14 protein-coding genes are annotated in these 13,995 nt (G+C 53.4%); 4 read left to right on the top strand and 10 right to left on the bottom strand.

Annotation, left to right across the window (positions count from 1 at the left end):
- The first annotated feature begins 177 nt into the window (after positions 1-177).
- On the top strand, positions 178-768 hold the full coding sequence (gene ribA, locus ACT3IC_RS19065; RefSeq protein ID WP_168192025.1) for a GTP cyclohydrolase II: 591 nt from the start codon (positions 178-180) through the stop codon (positions 766-768).
- A 39-nt stretch (positions 769-807) separates the two neighbouring features.
- On the opposite strand, the gene acnA is transcribed toward ribA, so the two are convergent.
- From acnA to topA, 5 genes are all read right to left on the bottom strand, one after another.
- Complete coding sequence (acnA, locus tag ACT3IC_RS19060; RefSeq protein WP_473478624.1) at positions 808-3,483, bottom strand: aconitate hydratase AcnA; 2,676 nt, start codon at positions 3,481-3,483, stop codon at positions 808-810.
- A gap of 163 nt (positions 3,484-3,646) precedes the next feature.
- Complete coding sequence (gene ymiC / locus ACT3IC_RS19055) at positions 3,647-3,748, bottom strand: small membrane protein YmiC (protein WP_231736514.1); 102 nt, start codon at positions 3,746-3,748, stop codon at positions 3,647-3,649.
- Positions 3,749-4,046: 298 nt separating this feature from the next.
- The gene (locus ACT3IC_RS19050; RefSeq protein WP_214422604.1) at positions 4,047-4,187 is read right to left on the bottom strand and encodes a YmiA family putative membrane protein; all 141 of its coding nucleotides are present in this window, start codon (positions 4,185-4,187) and stop codon (positions 4,047-4,049) included.
- A gap of 334 nt (positions 4,188-4,521) precedes the next feature.
- Positions 4,522-5,496, bottom strand: coding sequence for an HTH-type transcriptional regulator CysB (gene cysB, locus ACT3IC_RS19045; RefSeq protein WP_103179887.1), 975 nt, complete (start codon positions 5,494-5,496; stop codon positions 4,522-4,524).
- 186 nt (positions 5,497-5,682) lie between these two features.
- The gene (gene topA, locus ACT3IC_RS19040; protein ID WP_473478621.1) at positions 5,683-8,277 is read right to left on the bottom strand and encodes a type I DNA topoisomerase; all 2,595 of its coding nucleotides are present in this window, start codon (positions 8,275-8,277) and stop codon (positions 5,683-5,685) included.
- A 396-nt stretch (positions 8,278-8,673) separates the two neighbouring features.
- On the opposite strand from topA, the gene ACT3IC_RS19035 reads away from it, so the two are divergent.
- Positions 8,674-8,925 carry a YciN family protein gene (locus ACT3IC_RS19035; RefSeq protein ID WP_156654654.1) on the top strand — a complete coding sequence of 84 codons (252 nt, stop codon included), beginning with the start codon at positions 8,674-8,676 and terminating at the stop codon, positions 8,923-8,925.
- Between the two features lie 35 nt (positions 8,926-8,960).
- On the opposite strand, the gene sohB is transcribed toward ACT3IC_RS19035, so the two are convergent.
- Positions 8,961-10,007: a protease SohB gene (sohB, locus tag ACT3IC_RS19030; protein ID WP_103179890.1), complete on the bottom strand. Its 1,047-nt coding sequence runs from the start codon at positions 10,005-10,007 to the stop codon at positions 8,961-8,963.
- Between the two features lie 249 nt (positions 10,008-10,256).
- On the opposite strand from sohB, the gene ACT3IC_RS19025 reads away from it, so the two are divergent.
- Together ACT3IC_RS19025 and cobO are read left to right on the top strand one after the other, a co-directional pair.
- Positions 10,257-11,018, top strand: a complete 762-nt coding sequence (locus ACT3IC_RS19025) for a YciK family oxidoreductase (protein WP_180210515.1) — start codon at positions 10,257-10,259, stop codon at positions 11,016-11,018.
- Positions 11,015-11,605 carry a cob(I)yrinic acid a,c-diamide adenosyltransferase gene (cobO, locus tag ACT3IC_RS19020; protein ID WP_103179892.1) on the top strand — a complete coding sequence of 197 codons (591 nt, stop codon included), beginning with the start codon at positions 11,015-11,017 and terminating at the stop codon, positions 11,603-11,605. The genes ACT3IC_RS19025 and cobO overlap by 4 nt, the downstream gene beginning before the upstream one ends.
- A gap of 33 nt (positions 11,606-11,638) precedes the next feature.
- Here the strand turns inward: cobO and rluB are convergent, their stop codons facing one another.
- From rluB to ACT3IC_RS19000, 4 genes are all read right to left on the bottom strand, one after another.
- A complete protein-coding gene (gene rluB / locus ACT3IC_RS19015; RefSeq protein WP_103822250.1) occupies positions 11,639-12,517 on the bottom strand; it encodes a 23S rRNA pseudouridine(2605) synthase RluB in 879 nt (292 codons plus the stop codon).
- Positions 12,518-12,774: 257 nt separating this feature from the next.
- Positions 12,775-13,266 carry an Hcp family type VI secretion system effector gene (locus ACT3IC_RS19010; protein WP_473478617.1) on the bottom strand — a complete coding sequence of 164 codons (492 nt, stop codon included), beginning with the start codon at positions 13,264-13,266 and terminating at the stop codon, positions 12,775-12,777.
- 1 nt (position 13,267) lies between these two features.
- Positions 13,268-13,549, bottom strand: coding sequence for a hypothetical protein (locus ACT3IC_RS19005; RefSeq protein ID WP_473478614.1), 282 nt, complete (start codon positions 13,547-13,549; stop codon positions 13,268-13,270).
- Positions 13,536-13,976: a DUF2778 domain-containing protein gene (locus ACT3IC_RS19000; protein ID WP_420193735.1), complete on the bottom strand. Its 441-nt coding sequence runs from the start codon at positions 13,974-13,976 to the stop codon at positions 13,536-13,538. The genes ACT3IC_RS19005 and ACT3IC_RS19000 overlap by 14 nt, the downstream gene beginning before the upstream one ends.
- Between the last annotated feature and the right edge of the window lie 19 nt (positions 13,977-13,995).

The raw sequence follows: 13,995 nt of genomic DNA, 5'->3' as shown, positions 1-13,995 counted from the left end.
AGCCTCACAATCATAACCGAAAAATCAGAACTGCGTAAAAATGTCGGATTGTGCGTTTAACGTTCGTTAAGCCGGCAGTGATTAGGTGAACCCGTGCAGCTTGTGGCAAAATAAGAACATACCGACAGCCAAACAGGCGACAGACACAAGGCGTGTCAGCATTTTCTGGAGAATCACATGCAGCTTAAACGTGTGGCAGAAGCCAATCTGCCAACCCCCTGGGGCGATTTCCTGATGGTGGGCTTTGAAGAACTGGCAACCGGGCAGGATCATGTCGCGTTAGTCTTCGGCGATACGTCCGGGCAGACGCCGGTTCTGGCTCGCGTTCATTCTGAGTGTCTTACGGGTGATGCCCTGTTTAGCCTGCGCTGCGATTGTGGTTTTCAACTTGAAGCTGCCCTGTCGCGCATCGCCGAAGAGGGCCGGGGCATTCTGCTGTATCACCGTCAGGAGGGCCGCAACATCGGTCTGCTGAATAAGATCCGCGCCTATGCGTTGCAGGATCAAGGCTACGATACGGTTGAAGCTAATCACCAGTTGGGCTTTGCTGCCGATGAACGTGATTTCACCCTGTGCGCGGATATGTTCAAGCTGCTGGGCGTCGATGAAGTGCGTCTGCTGACCAACAACCCGCGGAAGGTGGAGATCCTGACCGAAGCCGGGATCAACATCGTAGAACGTGTGCCGCTGATTGTAGGGCGTAACCCGAAAAACGAACACTATCTGGATACCAAAGCGGCCAAGCTAGGTCATCTGCTTAATAAGTAAAAACAACAGCCCGGCAATTTATGCCGGGCTGATTTTCCTTTAGTTCAGCATATTACGAATGACATAGTGCAAAATGCCGTCGTTCTGGTAGTAGGTGAGCTCCGTCGCGGTATCGATACGACAGCGGCAGTTCACCACCTCGGTTTGCCCATCAGCTCGCGTCAGTTTGACCGGCACGGTGGCGCCAGGCGTCAGGTTCTGCAGATCCGCAATGTCAATGCGCTCCTCACCCGTCAGCCCCAGGGTTTTACGCGATACCCCCTCCGGGAACTCCAGAGGTAAAATCCCCATCCCGATCAGGTTTGAACGGTGAATACGCTCAAACGATTCGGCGATAACGACGCGTACACCGAGCAACCTGGGTCCTTTTGCTGCCCAGTCGCGGCTTGATCCGGAGCCGTACTCTTTCCCGGCAATGACCGCCAGCGGGATGCCATCCTGCTGATATTTCATGGCGGCATCATAGATTGAGATCACTTCGGTTCCGGGCAGATAGCGAGTCATTCCGCCTTCCACCCCAGGCACCATCTCGTTGCGGATACGAATATTAGCGAAGGTGCCACGCATCATCACTTCATGGTTGCCGCGACGCGAACCGTAGGAGTTGAAGTCCCGTCGCTCTACGCCACGACTCTGGAGATAACGTCCTGCCGGGCTATCCGCTTTGATACTGCCTGCCGGGGAGATATGGTCGGTGGTCACCGAGTCACCGAGGATGGCCAGCACGCGCGCGCCGTGGATATCTTCCAGCGGTTTGGGTTCTGCCAGCATCTCGTCAAAGAACGGGGAGAGACGGATATAAGTGGAATCCTCCTGCCAGCTATAGGTATCTGAGCGCGCCACTTCAATGGTTTTCCACTCCGGCGTGCCTTCAAACACTTCGGCGTACTCTTTGCGGAACATGTCGGTAGACACTTTTTCAACCGCAAGGGCAATTTCCTGTGCCGATGGCCAGATATCTTTCAGATAAACCGGATCCCCTTTGCGATCGTATCCCAGCGGATCGGTTGCCAGATTGATATTCATGTTGCCCGCCAGCGCATAAGCCACCACCAGCGGCGGAGAGGCCAGCCAGTTGGTTTTAATCAGCGGATGGATACGTCCTTCAAAGTTACGGTTGCCCGAGAGCACCGCCCCTACCGTCAGATCGCCCTGCTTGATTGCTGTCTCGATAGGTTCCGGCAGCGGCCCGGAGTTGCCGATACAGGTGGTACACCCGTAGCCCACCAGGTTAAAGCCCAGCTCATCAAGATACGGCGTCAGGCGGGCCTGCGCCAGATAATCGGAGACCACTTTCGAGCCCGGGGCCAGCGAGGCTTTAACCCATGGCTGGCGTTTCAGGCCGAGAGTAACCGCTTTTTTCGCCAGCAGCCCCGCCGCCATCAGGACGCTGGGGTTCGAGGTGTTGGTGCAGGAGGTGATGGCCGCGATCGTAACCGCGCCGTCCGGGAGCTGGTACTGCTGGCCGTTCATGACGTAATCAATGGGGCGGCGATCCTTCTGTGCGGTGTTGACCTCCAGTTCAGTGCTGGCGGCAAACGCCTTAGGTACATCCGGCAAAGCCACCCGGTCCTGGGGACGTTTCGGCCCGGCGACGCTGGCCTCTACATCGCCCATATCCAGCGCCAGGGTGCTGGTGAACACCGGTTCATCGCCCGGATTACGCCACATCCCCTGTGCTTTGGCGTAGGCTTCCACCAGCGCGACCTGCTCGCTGCTGCGACCGCTAAGGCGCATATACTCCAGCGTCACGCCGTCAATGGGGAAGAAACCGCAGGTAGCGCCATATTCAGGCGCCATATTGGCGATAGTAGCCCGGTCTGCCAGCGGCAGAGAGTCGAGGCCGTCACCATAGAATTCTACAAATTTACCCACCACGCCGTGCTTACGCAGCATCTGGGTGACGGTGAGCACCAGGTCGGTGGCGGTAATGCCCTCGCGCAGCTTACCGGTCAGCTTAAAGCCGACCACATCCGGGATCAGCATTGAGACCGGCTGGCCGAGCATCGCCGCTTCGGCTTCGATCCCCCCTACCCCCCAGCCCAGCACGCCGAGTCCGTTGATCATGGTGGTGTGGGAGTCCGTGCCGACCAGCGTATCGGGGTAGGCCACCCACTCCTTATCCTGCAGTTCACTCCACACCGCTTTGCCGAGATACTCCAGATTGACCTGGTGGCAGATACCGGTGCCAGGTGGGACGACGCTGAAGCGACTGAACGCCTGCTGGCCCCACTTCAGAAACACATAACGTTCGTGGTTACGCTCCATCTCCAGACGCACGTTCTCTTCAAACGCCTCATCATCGCCAAAATGGTCCACGGTCACCGAGTGGTCAATAACCAGGTCAACCGGGGAGAGCGGGTTCACTTTTGCGGTATCGCCCCCCAGGCGTTTTACCGCTTCACGCATTGCCGCCAGATCAACCACCGCCGGGACGCCGGTGAAATCCTGCATCAGCACCCTGGCCGGACGATAGGCGATCTCCCGGTCGGCGTGGGCGTTCTGCAACCATCCGGCCAGGGCGTGAATATCCTCAGCCGTAACGGAGAGGTCATCCTGCCAGCGCAGGAGGTTTTCCAGTAACACTTTAAGTGACTTGGGTAAGCGCGCAATATCCCCAAGTTCCTTTGCGGCCAGTGGCAGGCTGTAGTAGTGATAGGTTTTGTTCTCAGCCTGCAATGTGTCCTTACTGGCTTCGCGTAGGGTTAACGACATAAGCTCCTCCTTAATTACCGGGATTGCGATGCCCTGACTTTTATCAGGGCCGTAATTAAAGATAACACATCGTCACCGTAACGATTTGATAACAACTCAAATGGACAAATTCAGTGCGAAAAGAAGGCATAAAAAAGCCCCGCGGGCGCGAGGCTTTCATCATTCACTGTAGGGTGAGCCAGAGTAGCTGACACCAGAAGAGGATCGAGAGGGAAAAGGCGGCCATCCACGACCAGTATTTAGCTCCGGATATATTATTCATCATTGCGGCACCACGCTTTATTAATTTATTGCTCGCTGAGTTTGTCTCAGTTCGGTATTGCTGATGTGTATTTATTAAAGAGTACAAAAGCGCATCGGATTATTATCGCCGGGGGCTGATAATAAGAATTATTGTTTTTTGTCTTCGTCTTCTGCGAAGAGATCAATGAAAGCTTGTTGTACAGGCGATAGCTTCCAGGATGCCGGAACGTTACCTGTAGATCCATTACGGACTTTGCGACGCGTGTCACGCTGCTGACATACAGGCTTCACTGCTTCACTACGCCCCTGAACCGCCATGCTTAACCCCAGAATTTCCAGATAAGTAAAGCCACCACTACCCAAAACAGGGTGGAGCCGAGAAACACCGCCAGCCAGGCTTTGCGCTTAAGTCCTGGGTCCCTTTGCGGCTCTTGACGTCCTGACGGCATTGCTAACCCCATACAATCGATTTCGCTTATCATTTGAATACCAAACAATTGGTATAAGTAATCGTAGTTGAGATAAATCCTAAAGAAACTTTAGTCGAAGATCCAGCGAATTTACGAATCGTCTGGCATGAAATAGTTAATCTTTTGAGCGGAAATATATAAATGAAACGTGGAATTTGCATAGCTGCAAAATATTTTCTATTTTTGTCACGTTTTTACAACTGACTCATGAAAAAAACGCCATAACGTTATGGTTATTGTGAGAAATGAACGCAGATCGGGGGATTTAATTCGGGTCTTAAGAGAAATAACGGTATCTCTCCCGAAGGAAAGATACCGGAGGGTATTATTTTTCAGGCAGCTTAATATCTTTAAACATCGCTTCGATATCGTCGTTAGAGCGCAGCGCCACCGCCGTATCTACCACGTCACGGGTCAGATGTGGCGCAAATCGTTGAATAAAATCATACATATAGCTACGCAGGAAGGTGCTACGGCGGAAACCAATTTTGGTCGTGCTGTGGCCGAATACGCCCTGGGTATCCAGACGCACTAAATCCGGATCGGCAACAGGATCCACCGCCATGCTGGCGATAACCCCGACGCCAAGACCCAGCCGCACATAGGTTTTGATCACATCGGCATCGGTGGCGGTAAAGACGATCCTCGGCGTAAGCCCCGCGCGATTAAAGGCGGTATCGAGTTCCGAGCGGCCCGTAAAGCCGAAGGTGTATGTCACCAGCGGATACTGCGCCAGCTCTTCGATGGACACCGACGTTTTTGCCGCCAGCGGATGTTCCGGCGTCACCACAATCGAACGGTTCCAGTGATAGCAAGGCAGCATCACCAGATCGTCATACAGGTGCAGCGCTTCGGTGGCGATGGCAAAGTCCGCATTGCCCTTGGAGACCGCTTCGGCAATCTGTGTTGGCGAGCCCTGATGCATATGCAACGACACGCGAGGGTAGCGCTCGATAAAGCCTTTGATCACCCCTGGCAACGCGTAGCGCGCCTGAGTGTGGGTGGTGGCAATATACAACGAGCCTTTATCTGGCCAGGTGTGCTCTCCGGCAACGGATTTAATGGCATCAACCTTCGACAGCACTTCGCGGGCGATGCGGATAATCTCCTGTCCTGCTGGCGTTACCTGGGTAAGATGCTTACCACTGCGGGCGAAAATCTGGATCCCCAGCTCATCTTCAAGCATGCGTACCTGCTTACTGATGCCGGGTTGCGAAGTGTAAAGACCTTCTGCGGTGGAGGAGACGTTAAGGTTGTGGTTGACCACCTCAACGATATAGCGGAGCTGCTGTAGTTTCATGCCAGACCATCCGATTTAGCGCACACGGGCAATCGCTTAAGACGATTTGATAATAAAGAAAGGGTTAACTATAACCACTATATCACTTATATCTTTGCTGTATAGCCCGGAACAAAAAATAATAATCCGGTAATAAAAAAGGGCCGGAATACCGGCCCTTACGAGGTAACTTAGCGTAAATTAAGGCTATTTCTTACCTTCAACCCATTTGCCGTCAACATAAAATGCTGACCAGCCGGTGGCTTTACCCTCTTTCTCAGCAGCGACATATTGCTGCTTGGTTTTACGGCTAAATCGCACCACGGTCTTATTACCTTCTGCATCCTGCTGCGGTGCATCAGCCAGGTAACGCAGTTTTTCTGGCAGGCGATCGCGGAAGCGGTAAAGCTCCTCAACCAGCGGCGCACGCGTTTCACGCGATTTCGGGAAGGTATTCGCCGCCAGGAAGACGCCCGCAGCACCGTCACGCAGTACAAAGTACGCATCGGATTTTTCACACGGCAGCTCCGGCAACGGAACCGGATCTTCCTTCGGCGGTGCCACTTCACCGTTACGCAGGATCTTACGCGTGTTTTTGCAGTCGTCATTGGTGCAGGCCATGTACTTACCAAAACGCCCCATTTTCAGGTGCATTTCAGAACCACACTTCTCGCATTCCACAATCGGACCGTCATAACCCTTGATGCGGAACTCACCCTCTTCAATCTCGTAACCGTCGCAGGTCGGGTTGTTACCGCAGACATGCAGCTTACGTTTCGGGTCGATGAGGTAGCTGTCCATCGCTGTGCCGCACTTATTGCAGCGGCGTTTGGCGCGTAATGCGTTGGTTTCCGCATCATCGCCTTCCAGCACGTTCAGCACTTCGTTTTCCGGCACCAGGTTGATGGTGGTTTTGCAGCGCTCCTTCGGCGACAACGCATAGCCTGAGCAGCCAAGGAAGACACCGGTCGTGGCGGTACGAATCCCCATCTTACGGCCGCAGGTCGGACAGTCGATGCTGGTCAGCACCATCTGGTTCGGCTGCATGCCCCCCTCTTCCGGATCTTTTTCCGCTTTATCCAGCTGCTTGGTGAAGTCGCTGAAGAAGCTGTCCAGCACCTTCTTCCACTCGGCTTCATGGTTAGCCACCTGGTCCAGGCTGTTTTCCATCTGCGCGGTAAAATCGTAGTTCATCAGCTCGCGGAAGTTATCTTCCAGGCGATCGGTGACGATTTCACCCATTTTCTCCGCATAGAAACGGCGGTTTTCCGTGCGCACATAGCCGCGATCCTGAATGGTCGAGATGATCGACGCATAGGTCGACGGACGACCGATACCACGTTTTTCCAGCTCTTTCACCAGCGAGGCTTCGCTGAAGCGCGCCGGCGGCTTGGTGAAGTGCTGAGCAGGCGTCAGCTCAACCAGGGAAAGTTCATCCCCGGCGTTGACCGCTGGCAGGGTTTTGTCTTCATCACCCTTACGCAGCGCAGGCATCACTTTGGTCCAGCCATCAAAACGCAGGATACGGCCACGCGCCTTGAGGCGGAAATCGCCCGCGCCGACGGTCAGCGTGGTGGAGTCATACTGCGCCGGGGTCATCTGACAGGCAACAAACTGGCGCCAGATCAGCTGATACAGTTTTTGCGCATCGGCTTCCATATCCTTGAGGGATTCCGCCAGCACAGAGACGTCAGAAGGACGAATCGCTTCGTGCGCTTCCTGGGAGTTCTCTTTGCTGTTGTACTGATTGGCGCTTTCCGGCAGGTATTTCTTACCGAAATTGTCGCCAATGTAATCACGCACCATGTTGACGGCGTCCTGGCTCAGGTTGGTAGAGTCAGTACGCATATAGGTGATGTGACCCGCTTCATACAGACGCTGCGCCATCATCATGGTTTTTTTCACGCCATAGCCCAGACGGGTGCTGGCCGCCTGCTGCAATGTGGAGGTGATAAACGGTGCGCCAGGCTTGCTGCTGGTCGGTTTGTCTTCACGATCCAGCACCTGATAGCGCGCTTTTTCCAGCAGCGCTACCGCGGCCATGGTCTGTTCGCGATTTTCAGGACGGAACGGCTTATCGTTCTGGTGCGACACTTCCAGCGGCAGGGTGTCGCCGCCCGGCGTGGTCACGCTGGCGTCAATTTCCCAGAACTCTTCTGGCACGAACGCTTTAATTTCGCGTTCCCGTTCAACCACCAGACGCACGGCAACAGACTGTACGCGGCCTGCGGAAAGTCCACGCGCAATCTTTTTCCACAGCAGTGGAGAAACCATGTAACCCACGACGCGGTCCATAAAGCGGCGCGCCTGCTGAGCGTTGACGCGGTCGATATTCAGCTCACCCGGCTTTTCAAAGGCCTGGCGGATCGCGTTTTTAGTAATTTCGTTAAACACTACGCGGCTGTAGCGTGTGTCATCGCCCCCGATCACTTCCCGCAGGTGCCATGCAATGGCCTCCCCTTCGCGGTCAAGGTCGGTTGCGAGATAGATGTGGTCGGCTTTTTCCGCCAGCTGTTTCAGCTCGGAGACGACTTTCTCTTTACCCGGCAGTACTTCGTACTGTGCCTGCCAGTTATCCCATGGGTTAACTCCCATGCGATTTACGAGCGCGCTACGTTCATCCTTTTTAGGCTTTTTGGCCCCTTTGGTGGAGGTAGAGTCGGCGCTCTTCTTGGCTGAGCCACTGGTCGGCAGATCGCGGATATGACCGACGCTGGACTTAACCACGTAGTCACTACCCAAATACTTATTGATCGTTTTGGCTTTTGCCGGGGACTCAACGATAACGAGAGCTTTACCCATATTCACCTTTACCTAATTTGTTTCTTCCAGGAATACGTCGCGTGAGTTCACCTTCCCCTGACGACGAGACATTTATATAACGACGCCACGAGTGGATATCAACCCCGTTTGCCGTTCAGTCATAAAATCGACATCACATAAGCAGTTGAGTTGACGCGATTTTTCTCGCTCCAGTATAACCACACGACGAGATTTAGGTCGAATGTCAAGCAAATCTGTTGCCAGAATGACGAAAGCGCACACTCTACCTGATAAAATCCGTTACGCAACTTTATTAGCATGCAAAAGCAAATCACGCCAGCGCTGTACCTCTTGCCCTGGAGGGGGTAAAACGGGGAAAATTTGCTCCCGGCACCGCGGCGGCGTAGACTAATATCACTGTTTAAGGAGTGGATAATGCAGCAAAATACCCAACCCATTGACCGTGAAACGTTGCTTGTTGAAGCAAATAAACTCATTCGTGAACATGACGACACCATGGCCGGGATCGAAGCCACGGGCGTGGAACAGCGCAATGGTGTGCTGGTGTTCAGCGGTGAGTACTTTCTCGATGAGCAGGGGCTACCAACCCCTCGCAGCACGGCGGTATTTAATATGTTTAAATACCTCGCCCATGTCTTATCTGAAAAGTACCACCTGGTTGATTGATGCAAAAACGCGAGGCACTGGCCTCGCGTTTTTATTCACAGTAGCGGTTTCTGCCCTCGCTGTAGCCAGCGCAGCAGCAGACGATCCGCGCTCTCTGCGGCGCTATTGGTAAAGCGGTCCATCAGCTTTTTACGGCGCGTATAGCGCACACCCACCAGCTCGCGGCCCTCCATCAGCGAGAGCAGCAGATCGTCGCTGGTTCCCACCTGGTCCACCAGCCCTTTTTCCAGCGCCTGGGTACCGTACCAGTGCTCGCCGGTGGCAACCTCGTCGATATCGAGCGTGGGTCGCATCTGCTTCACAAATCCTTTAAACAGCTGATGGGTGTCATTGAGATCTTCGCGGAATTTCTGTCGCCCCTCTTCGGTGTTTTCACCCAACAGGGTCAGCGTGCGCTTGTACTGGCCCGCCGTGTGAAGCTCAACATCGATGTCTTTATTTTTCAGGAAACGATTGAAGTTAGGGATCTGCGCCACCACGCCAATCGAACCAATAATAGAGAAAGGCGCCGCGACAATTTTATCGGCCACGCAAGCCATCATATAACCGCCGCTGGCAGCGACTTTATCCACCGCCACCGTCAGCGGGATATGTTTGTCACGCAGACGTTGCAGCTGTGAAGAGGCCAGCCCGTAACCATGTACCACCCCACCCGGGCTTTCGAGACGCAGCACCACCTGATCTTCAGCTCTTGCCACCGCCAGCACAGCAGTGATCTCCTCGCGCAGGGAGGAGACTTCATGGGCGTCCATGCTGCCTTTAAAGTCCAGCACATAGACCCGTGGCTTTGCCACCTCCGGATGGAGTTCCTGCTTTGCTTTCTGCTTTGCCGCTTTCGCTTCAAGTTTGTGCTTTTTCTTCTGCGCTTTGTGCCACTGTTTTTGCTGATGCGCATCGAGCAGCGCCACTGACATCTCTTCCTTCATCTCAGTGTACTGCTCGCTTAAGCGGGTAATGCGCAACTCGCCGCGCTGACGTTTGCGCTGCGTCAGGTTAACAATCAGAACGGCGATCACCGCAATGGCAATCACCACCGTCGCAATTTTGGCCAGAAATAAACCGTACTCAGAAAGTAATTCCACGCGTCCACCTTGGTTTAACCACTTGTTTTCCCACCCAGTGTACAACAGCCTTCACCAGGCGTCTCTTACCTGACGATACCCTTGCGAGCCCTCTTCAGAAATGTTTATTTATGAATGAAATATTTGCAAATTGTTAATTTTACAGCGAACTCTCCGGTAGACTGATTGTAATCAACCGCGCTTTCGGGCATAAAGCCGAAAAGAGACCGCACAGCATGGGCCGCGCCAACGCGCGCCAGAGGAGTGACCTTGCACTATCAACCGAAAAAAGATCTACTGCAAAAACGTATTATTTTGGTCACGGGGGCCAGCGACGGTATTGGTCGCGAAGCGGCGCTGACTTACGCCCGCCACGGTGCGCGCCTGATTTTGCTGGGACGTAATGAAGATAAATTGCGTGACGTCGCTCAGGCGATCGCCAGTGAAGGTGGCGCGCCGACCCGCGAATATGTTCTCGACCTGTTAACCTGTACCCCCCAGAGCTGCAGGGAACTTGCTGATCGTATTTCAGCTGAGTATCCCCGTCTGGACGGGGTACTGCATAATGCGGGCTTCCTTGGCGAAGTGCGTCCCATGGAAGAGCAAACGCCGGAGATCTGGCAGCAGGTGATGCAGGTCAACGTTAACGGTACCTTCTTCCTTACCCAGGCATTGCTTCCTTTATTACTGAAGTCTGATTCCGGCTCGCTGGTGTTTACCTCATCCAGCGTTGGGCGTCAGGGTCGGGCTAACTGGGGCGCCTATGCCGCCTCGAAATTTGCCACCGAAGGGATGATGCAGGTCCTGGCCGAGGAGTATCAGAACCGCCATCTGCGCGTAAACTGCATCAACCCCGGCGGGACCCGCACCAGCATGCGCGCCAGCGCGTTCCCGAGCGAAGATCCGCTTAAACTGAAAACCCCTGCCGATATCATGCCGCTTTATCTGTGGCTGATGGGCGATGACAGCCGCCGGAAAACCGGCATGACCTTTGATGCCCAACCCGGCCGTAAACCAGGAATATCGCAATGAGTGATGAACGTCATCAGCAGCGCCAGCAGCGCCTGAAAGAGCAGGTCGATGCCCGCGTTGCCGCAGCTCAGGATGAGCGCGGAATTATTATCGTCTTCACCGGCAACGGCAAAGGCAAAACCACTGCCGCTTTTGGGACCGCCACGCGCGCCGTCGGTCATGGACAAAAGGTGGGTGTGATCCAGTTCATCAAAGGCGAGTGGCCTAACGGCGAGCGTAATCTGCTGGAGCCGCAGGGTGTAGAGTTTCAGGTTATGGCGACCGGCTTTACCTGGGACACGCAAAACCGCGACACTGACACCGCGGCCTGCCTGGCGGTCTGGGAGCATGCAAAGCGCATGCTGGCGGATACCACGTTGAATATGGTTCTGCTCGATGAGATCACCTATATGGTGGCCTACGACTATTTACCGTTACAGGAAGTGGTTGATGCGCTGAACAACCGACCGGCGCACCAGACGGTGATTATTACCGGGCGCGGCTGTCATCGGGATCTTATGGAGATGGCGGATACGGTCAGCGAGTTACGCCCGGTGAAACACGCCTTTGATGCAGGCGTTAAAGCGCAAATCGGCATCGACTATTAACAAAAAACCCGGCCAGGCCGGGTTTTTTATTTTTTAGCCGTTGTTGTTACGGCTGCCAGAGCGGCGATTATTGCCGCTGACCTGGCTATGGCGTTTAACCGCACGACGGATCTGGTTCGCCTTCATGCGGCGACGATCTTTTTCTACCGCCACTTTCGAGGAGGTTTCCGGCGCCAGCTGCACCAGCTCACGCAGATAGTTGGTCTGGGTTAAATCCAGCTCGGTATAGCCGCCACGTGGCAGCCCCTTCGGCAGAAGAATGTCACCGTAGCGAACGCGGATCAGGCGGCTAACCTGCACGCCAACGGCTTCCCACAGGCGACGCACCTCGCGGTTACGGCCTTCGGTCAGGGTGACGTTGTACCACTGGTTAATACCTTCACCACCGGTAAACTTGATGGTTTTAAACGCAGCCGGGCCATCTTCAAGCTGCACGCCGCGGGAGAGTTCACGGATCTTATTGTCGTCAACTTCACCGAACACGCGGACCGCATATTCACGCTCCACTTCACGGCTTGGGTGCATCAGACGGTTTGCCAGTTCACCATCGGTAGTGAAGAGCAGCAGGCCACAGGTGTTAACATCCAGACGACCTACAGCGATCCAGCGCGCGCCGCGCAGTTTTGGCAGGCGGTCGAATACGGTTGGGCGACCTTCCGGATCGTTGCGGGTGCAGAGCTCACCTTCCGGCTTATAGTAAGCCAGTACGCGGCAGATTTGCTCGGCGGACTCTTTCACCGAGATCAGGTGGCCATCGATACGGATTTTCAGGCCTGGTACGATTTCCACACGGTCGCCCAGCGTGGCGATTTTACCGTCCACACTGACACGACCTGCTTCGATAATGGTTTCGATTTCACGGCGTGAACCGTGGCCGGCGCGGGCCAGCACTTTCTGTAATTTCTCGCTCATTGAGCTTCCTTCAGGTGTCGCCTTCACAGGCGTCTGGTATACATTCGAAAACAAGGAGTTAAGCGCGATTCAACCTTAACTCAATGATCTGTAACTTTTTCACAGCACACATAATGGCAGACAATACGTCTCGCCCAGTGATTCATGGCCGCACATACTACATGAATTTTAGACTAAATGATTCAACAAGTTTTGCGCCGCGGCGAGCGGGTGCTGGTAACCTGAAGCAAACCCAACGATTTGGGCAGGCAGATTTCTCAGGCCGTAGGCCGCTCATTCCAGGCATCGGTGAACTGAATGTTGCCATCCACGATACGCCAGGTGATTTTTTCATACTGAATACTGACGCTTTCTACATGATTCATTTTATCGTTGCCCGATAATTTTACGTTAGGTACAGCGCAGTTAACGCCAGTGATCTTCACGTTTTCCATCAACACCGTGTAATAGCAGACTTGCTGTCCTGCGTCGTTAATGTGATAAAACCTGATCTCGGCACTTTTCAACGTCTGGCCTGTCGCGGCTGCTTTATAGAGGTAGGGCGTGGAGCTATCGACTTCCTTTTCAATCATCATGGATGAGTGTTGGCGTGTACCGGTAATTTTAACGTTGGCACTGTCAACAGGCAGGTTGATGCCATGACTCAGACCGATAATTTCGACGCTGCCTTCACGGTCCTGCACGTCTACAGAACCTTTAATATCGGCGCCACCATCGTCTTTGAGCCACATATACGGAGGAATTGGCATTTTATTTGCTCCTTAATTTTTTGATTAACTTCATTGTTATAAAATATATTGGCATTGCTATTGATATCATTATAGATAGATCTATATCGGTATAAGCGTCATACATGGATTCCGCGTCTTCACCCCCATAGAAAAACAACGCCCATTTTGTTGCAAAATCCTCATCAATATATAATTCGGCATATGGGAAAGTGTGACCAACACAATATAACAATAAAATAAATAAATTTAATGATTTTATGCGCAATTTTTTTTTAGTATTGCCACCATCAACCACCTCCACCCATCCCCGCATTGCGGATCATCGAAAAATCTGAATTATTGGCGATAGTTATACAACCTTTGGAAACTGTACCGGGATGCAACCGGAAGTTGCCGCGCTTGACATTTTCTATCCAGGTATCATCGTCGATATTCCAGTCATCGCGCCATAACGCAAACCAGTCCGACTTGCCAAAGGCACGTCGGCCAAAAAATCTATTAGCCTCATCGTGTATTTCCGTTAGCTTCTGAGAAAAGTAGTTGCCTTCTTTGCGATCTACAATCCAATATTTTCCGGGTGGGATAGGCCCTAATTTTGCAACAGCAGCACAGTTAATATTGTTCCGGTATGCCCCTAACCCCGAATGCGCCATAAATACACCCACGCCGTACAGATTAAAAGGCGCATAGTCTGCCCCGTTGAGGATTAACTTCCCTTGCAACGCCATAGATATCCTTTTTTCAATA

Source organism: Leclercia sp. GHBNCSD (assembly GCF_055805075.1).
Note: the sequence above shows the minus strand (reverse complement) of the source record. Positions and strands in the feature narration are given on the sequence as shown.

Coding starts and splice junctions, on each gene's coding strand:
- ribA (WP_168192025.1), top strand. CDS start 178: ATGCAGCTTAAACGTGTGGCAGAAGCCAATCTGCCAACCCCCTGGGGC.
- acnA (WP_473478624.1), bottom strand. CDS start 3,483: ATGTCGTTAACCCTACGCGAAGCCAGTAAGGACACATTGCAGGCTGAG.
- ymiC (WP_231736514.1), bottom strand. CDS start 3,748: ATGATGAATAATATATCCGGAGCTAAATACTGGTCGTGGATGGCCGCC.
- ACT3IC_RS19050 (WP_214422604.1), bottom strand. CDS start 4,187: ATGGGGTTAGCAATGCCGTCAGGACGTCAAGAGCCGCAAAGGGACCCA.
- cysB (WP_103179887.1), bottom strand. CDS start 5,496: ATGAAACTACAGCAGCTCCGCTATATCGTTGAGGTGGTCAACCACAAC.
- topA (WP_473478621.1), bottom strand. CDS start 8,277: ATGGGTAAAGCTCTCGTTATCGTTGAGTCCCCGGCAAAAGCCAAAACG.
- ACT3IC_RS19035 (WP_156654654.1), top strand. CDS start 8,674: ATGCAGCAAAATACCCAACCCATTGACCGTGAAACGTTGCTTGTTGAA.
- cobO (WP_103179892.1), top strand. CDS start 11,015: ATGAGTGATGAACGTCATCAGCAGCGCCAGCAGCGCCTGAAAGAGCAG.
- rluB (WP_103822250.1), bottom strand. CDS start 12,517: ATGAGCGAGAAATTACAGAAAGTGCTGGCCCGCGCCGGCCACGGTTCA.
- ACT3IC_RS19010 (WP_473478617.1), bottom strand. CDS start 13,266: ATGCCAATTCCTCCGTATATGTGGCTCAAAGACGATGGTGGCGCCGAT.
- ACT3IC_RS19000 (WP_420193735.1), bottom strand. CDS start 13,976: ATGGCGTTGCAAGGGAAGTTAATCCTCAACGGGGCAGACTATGCGCCT.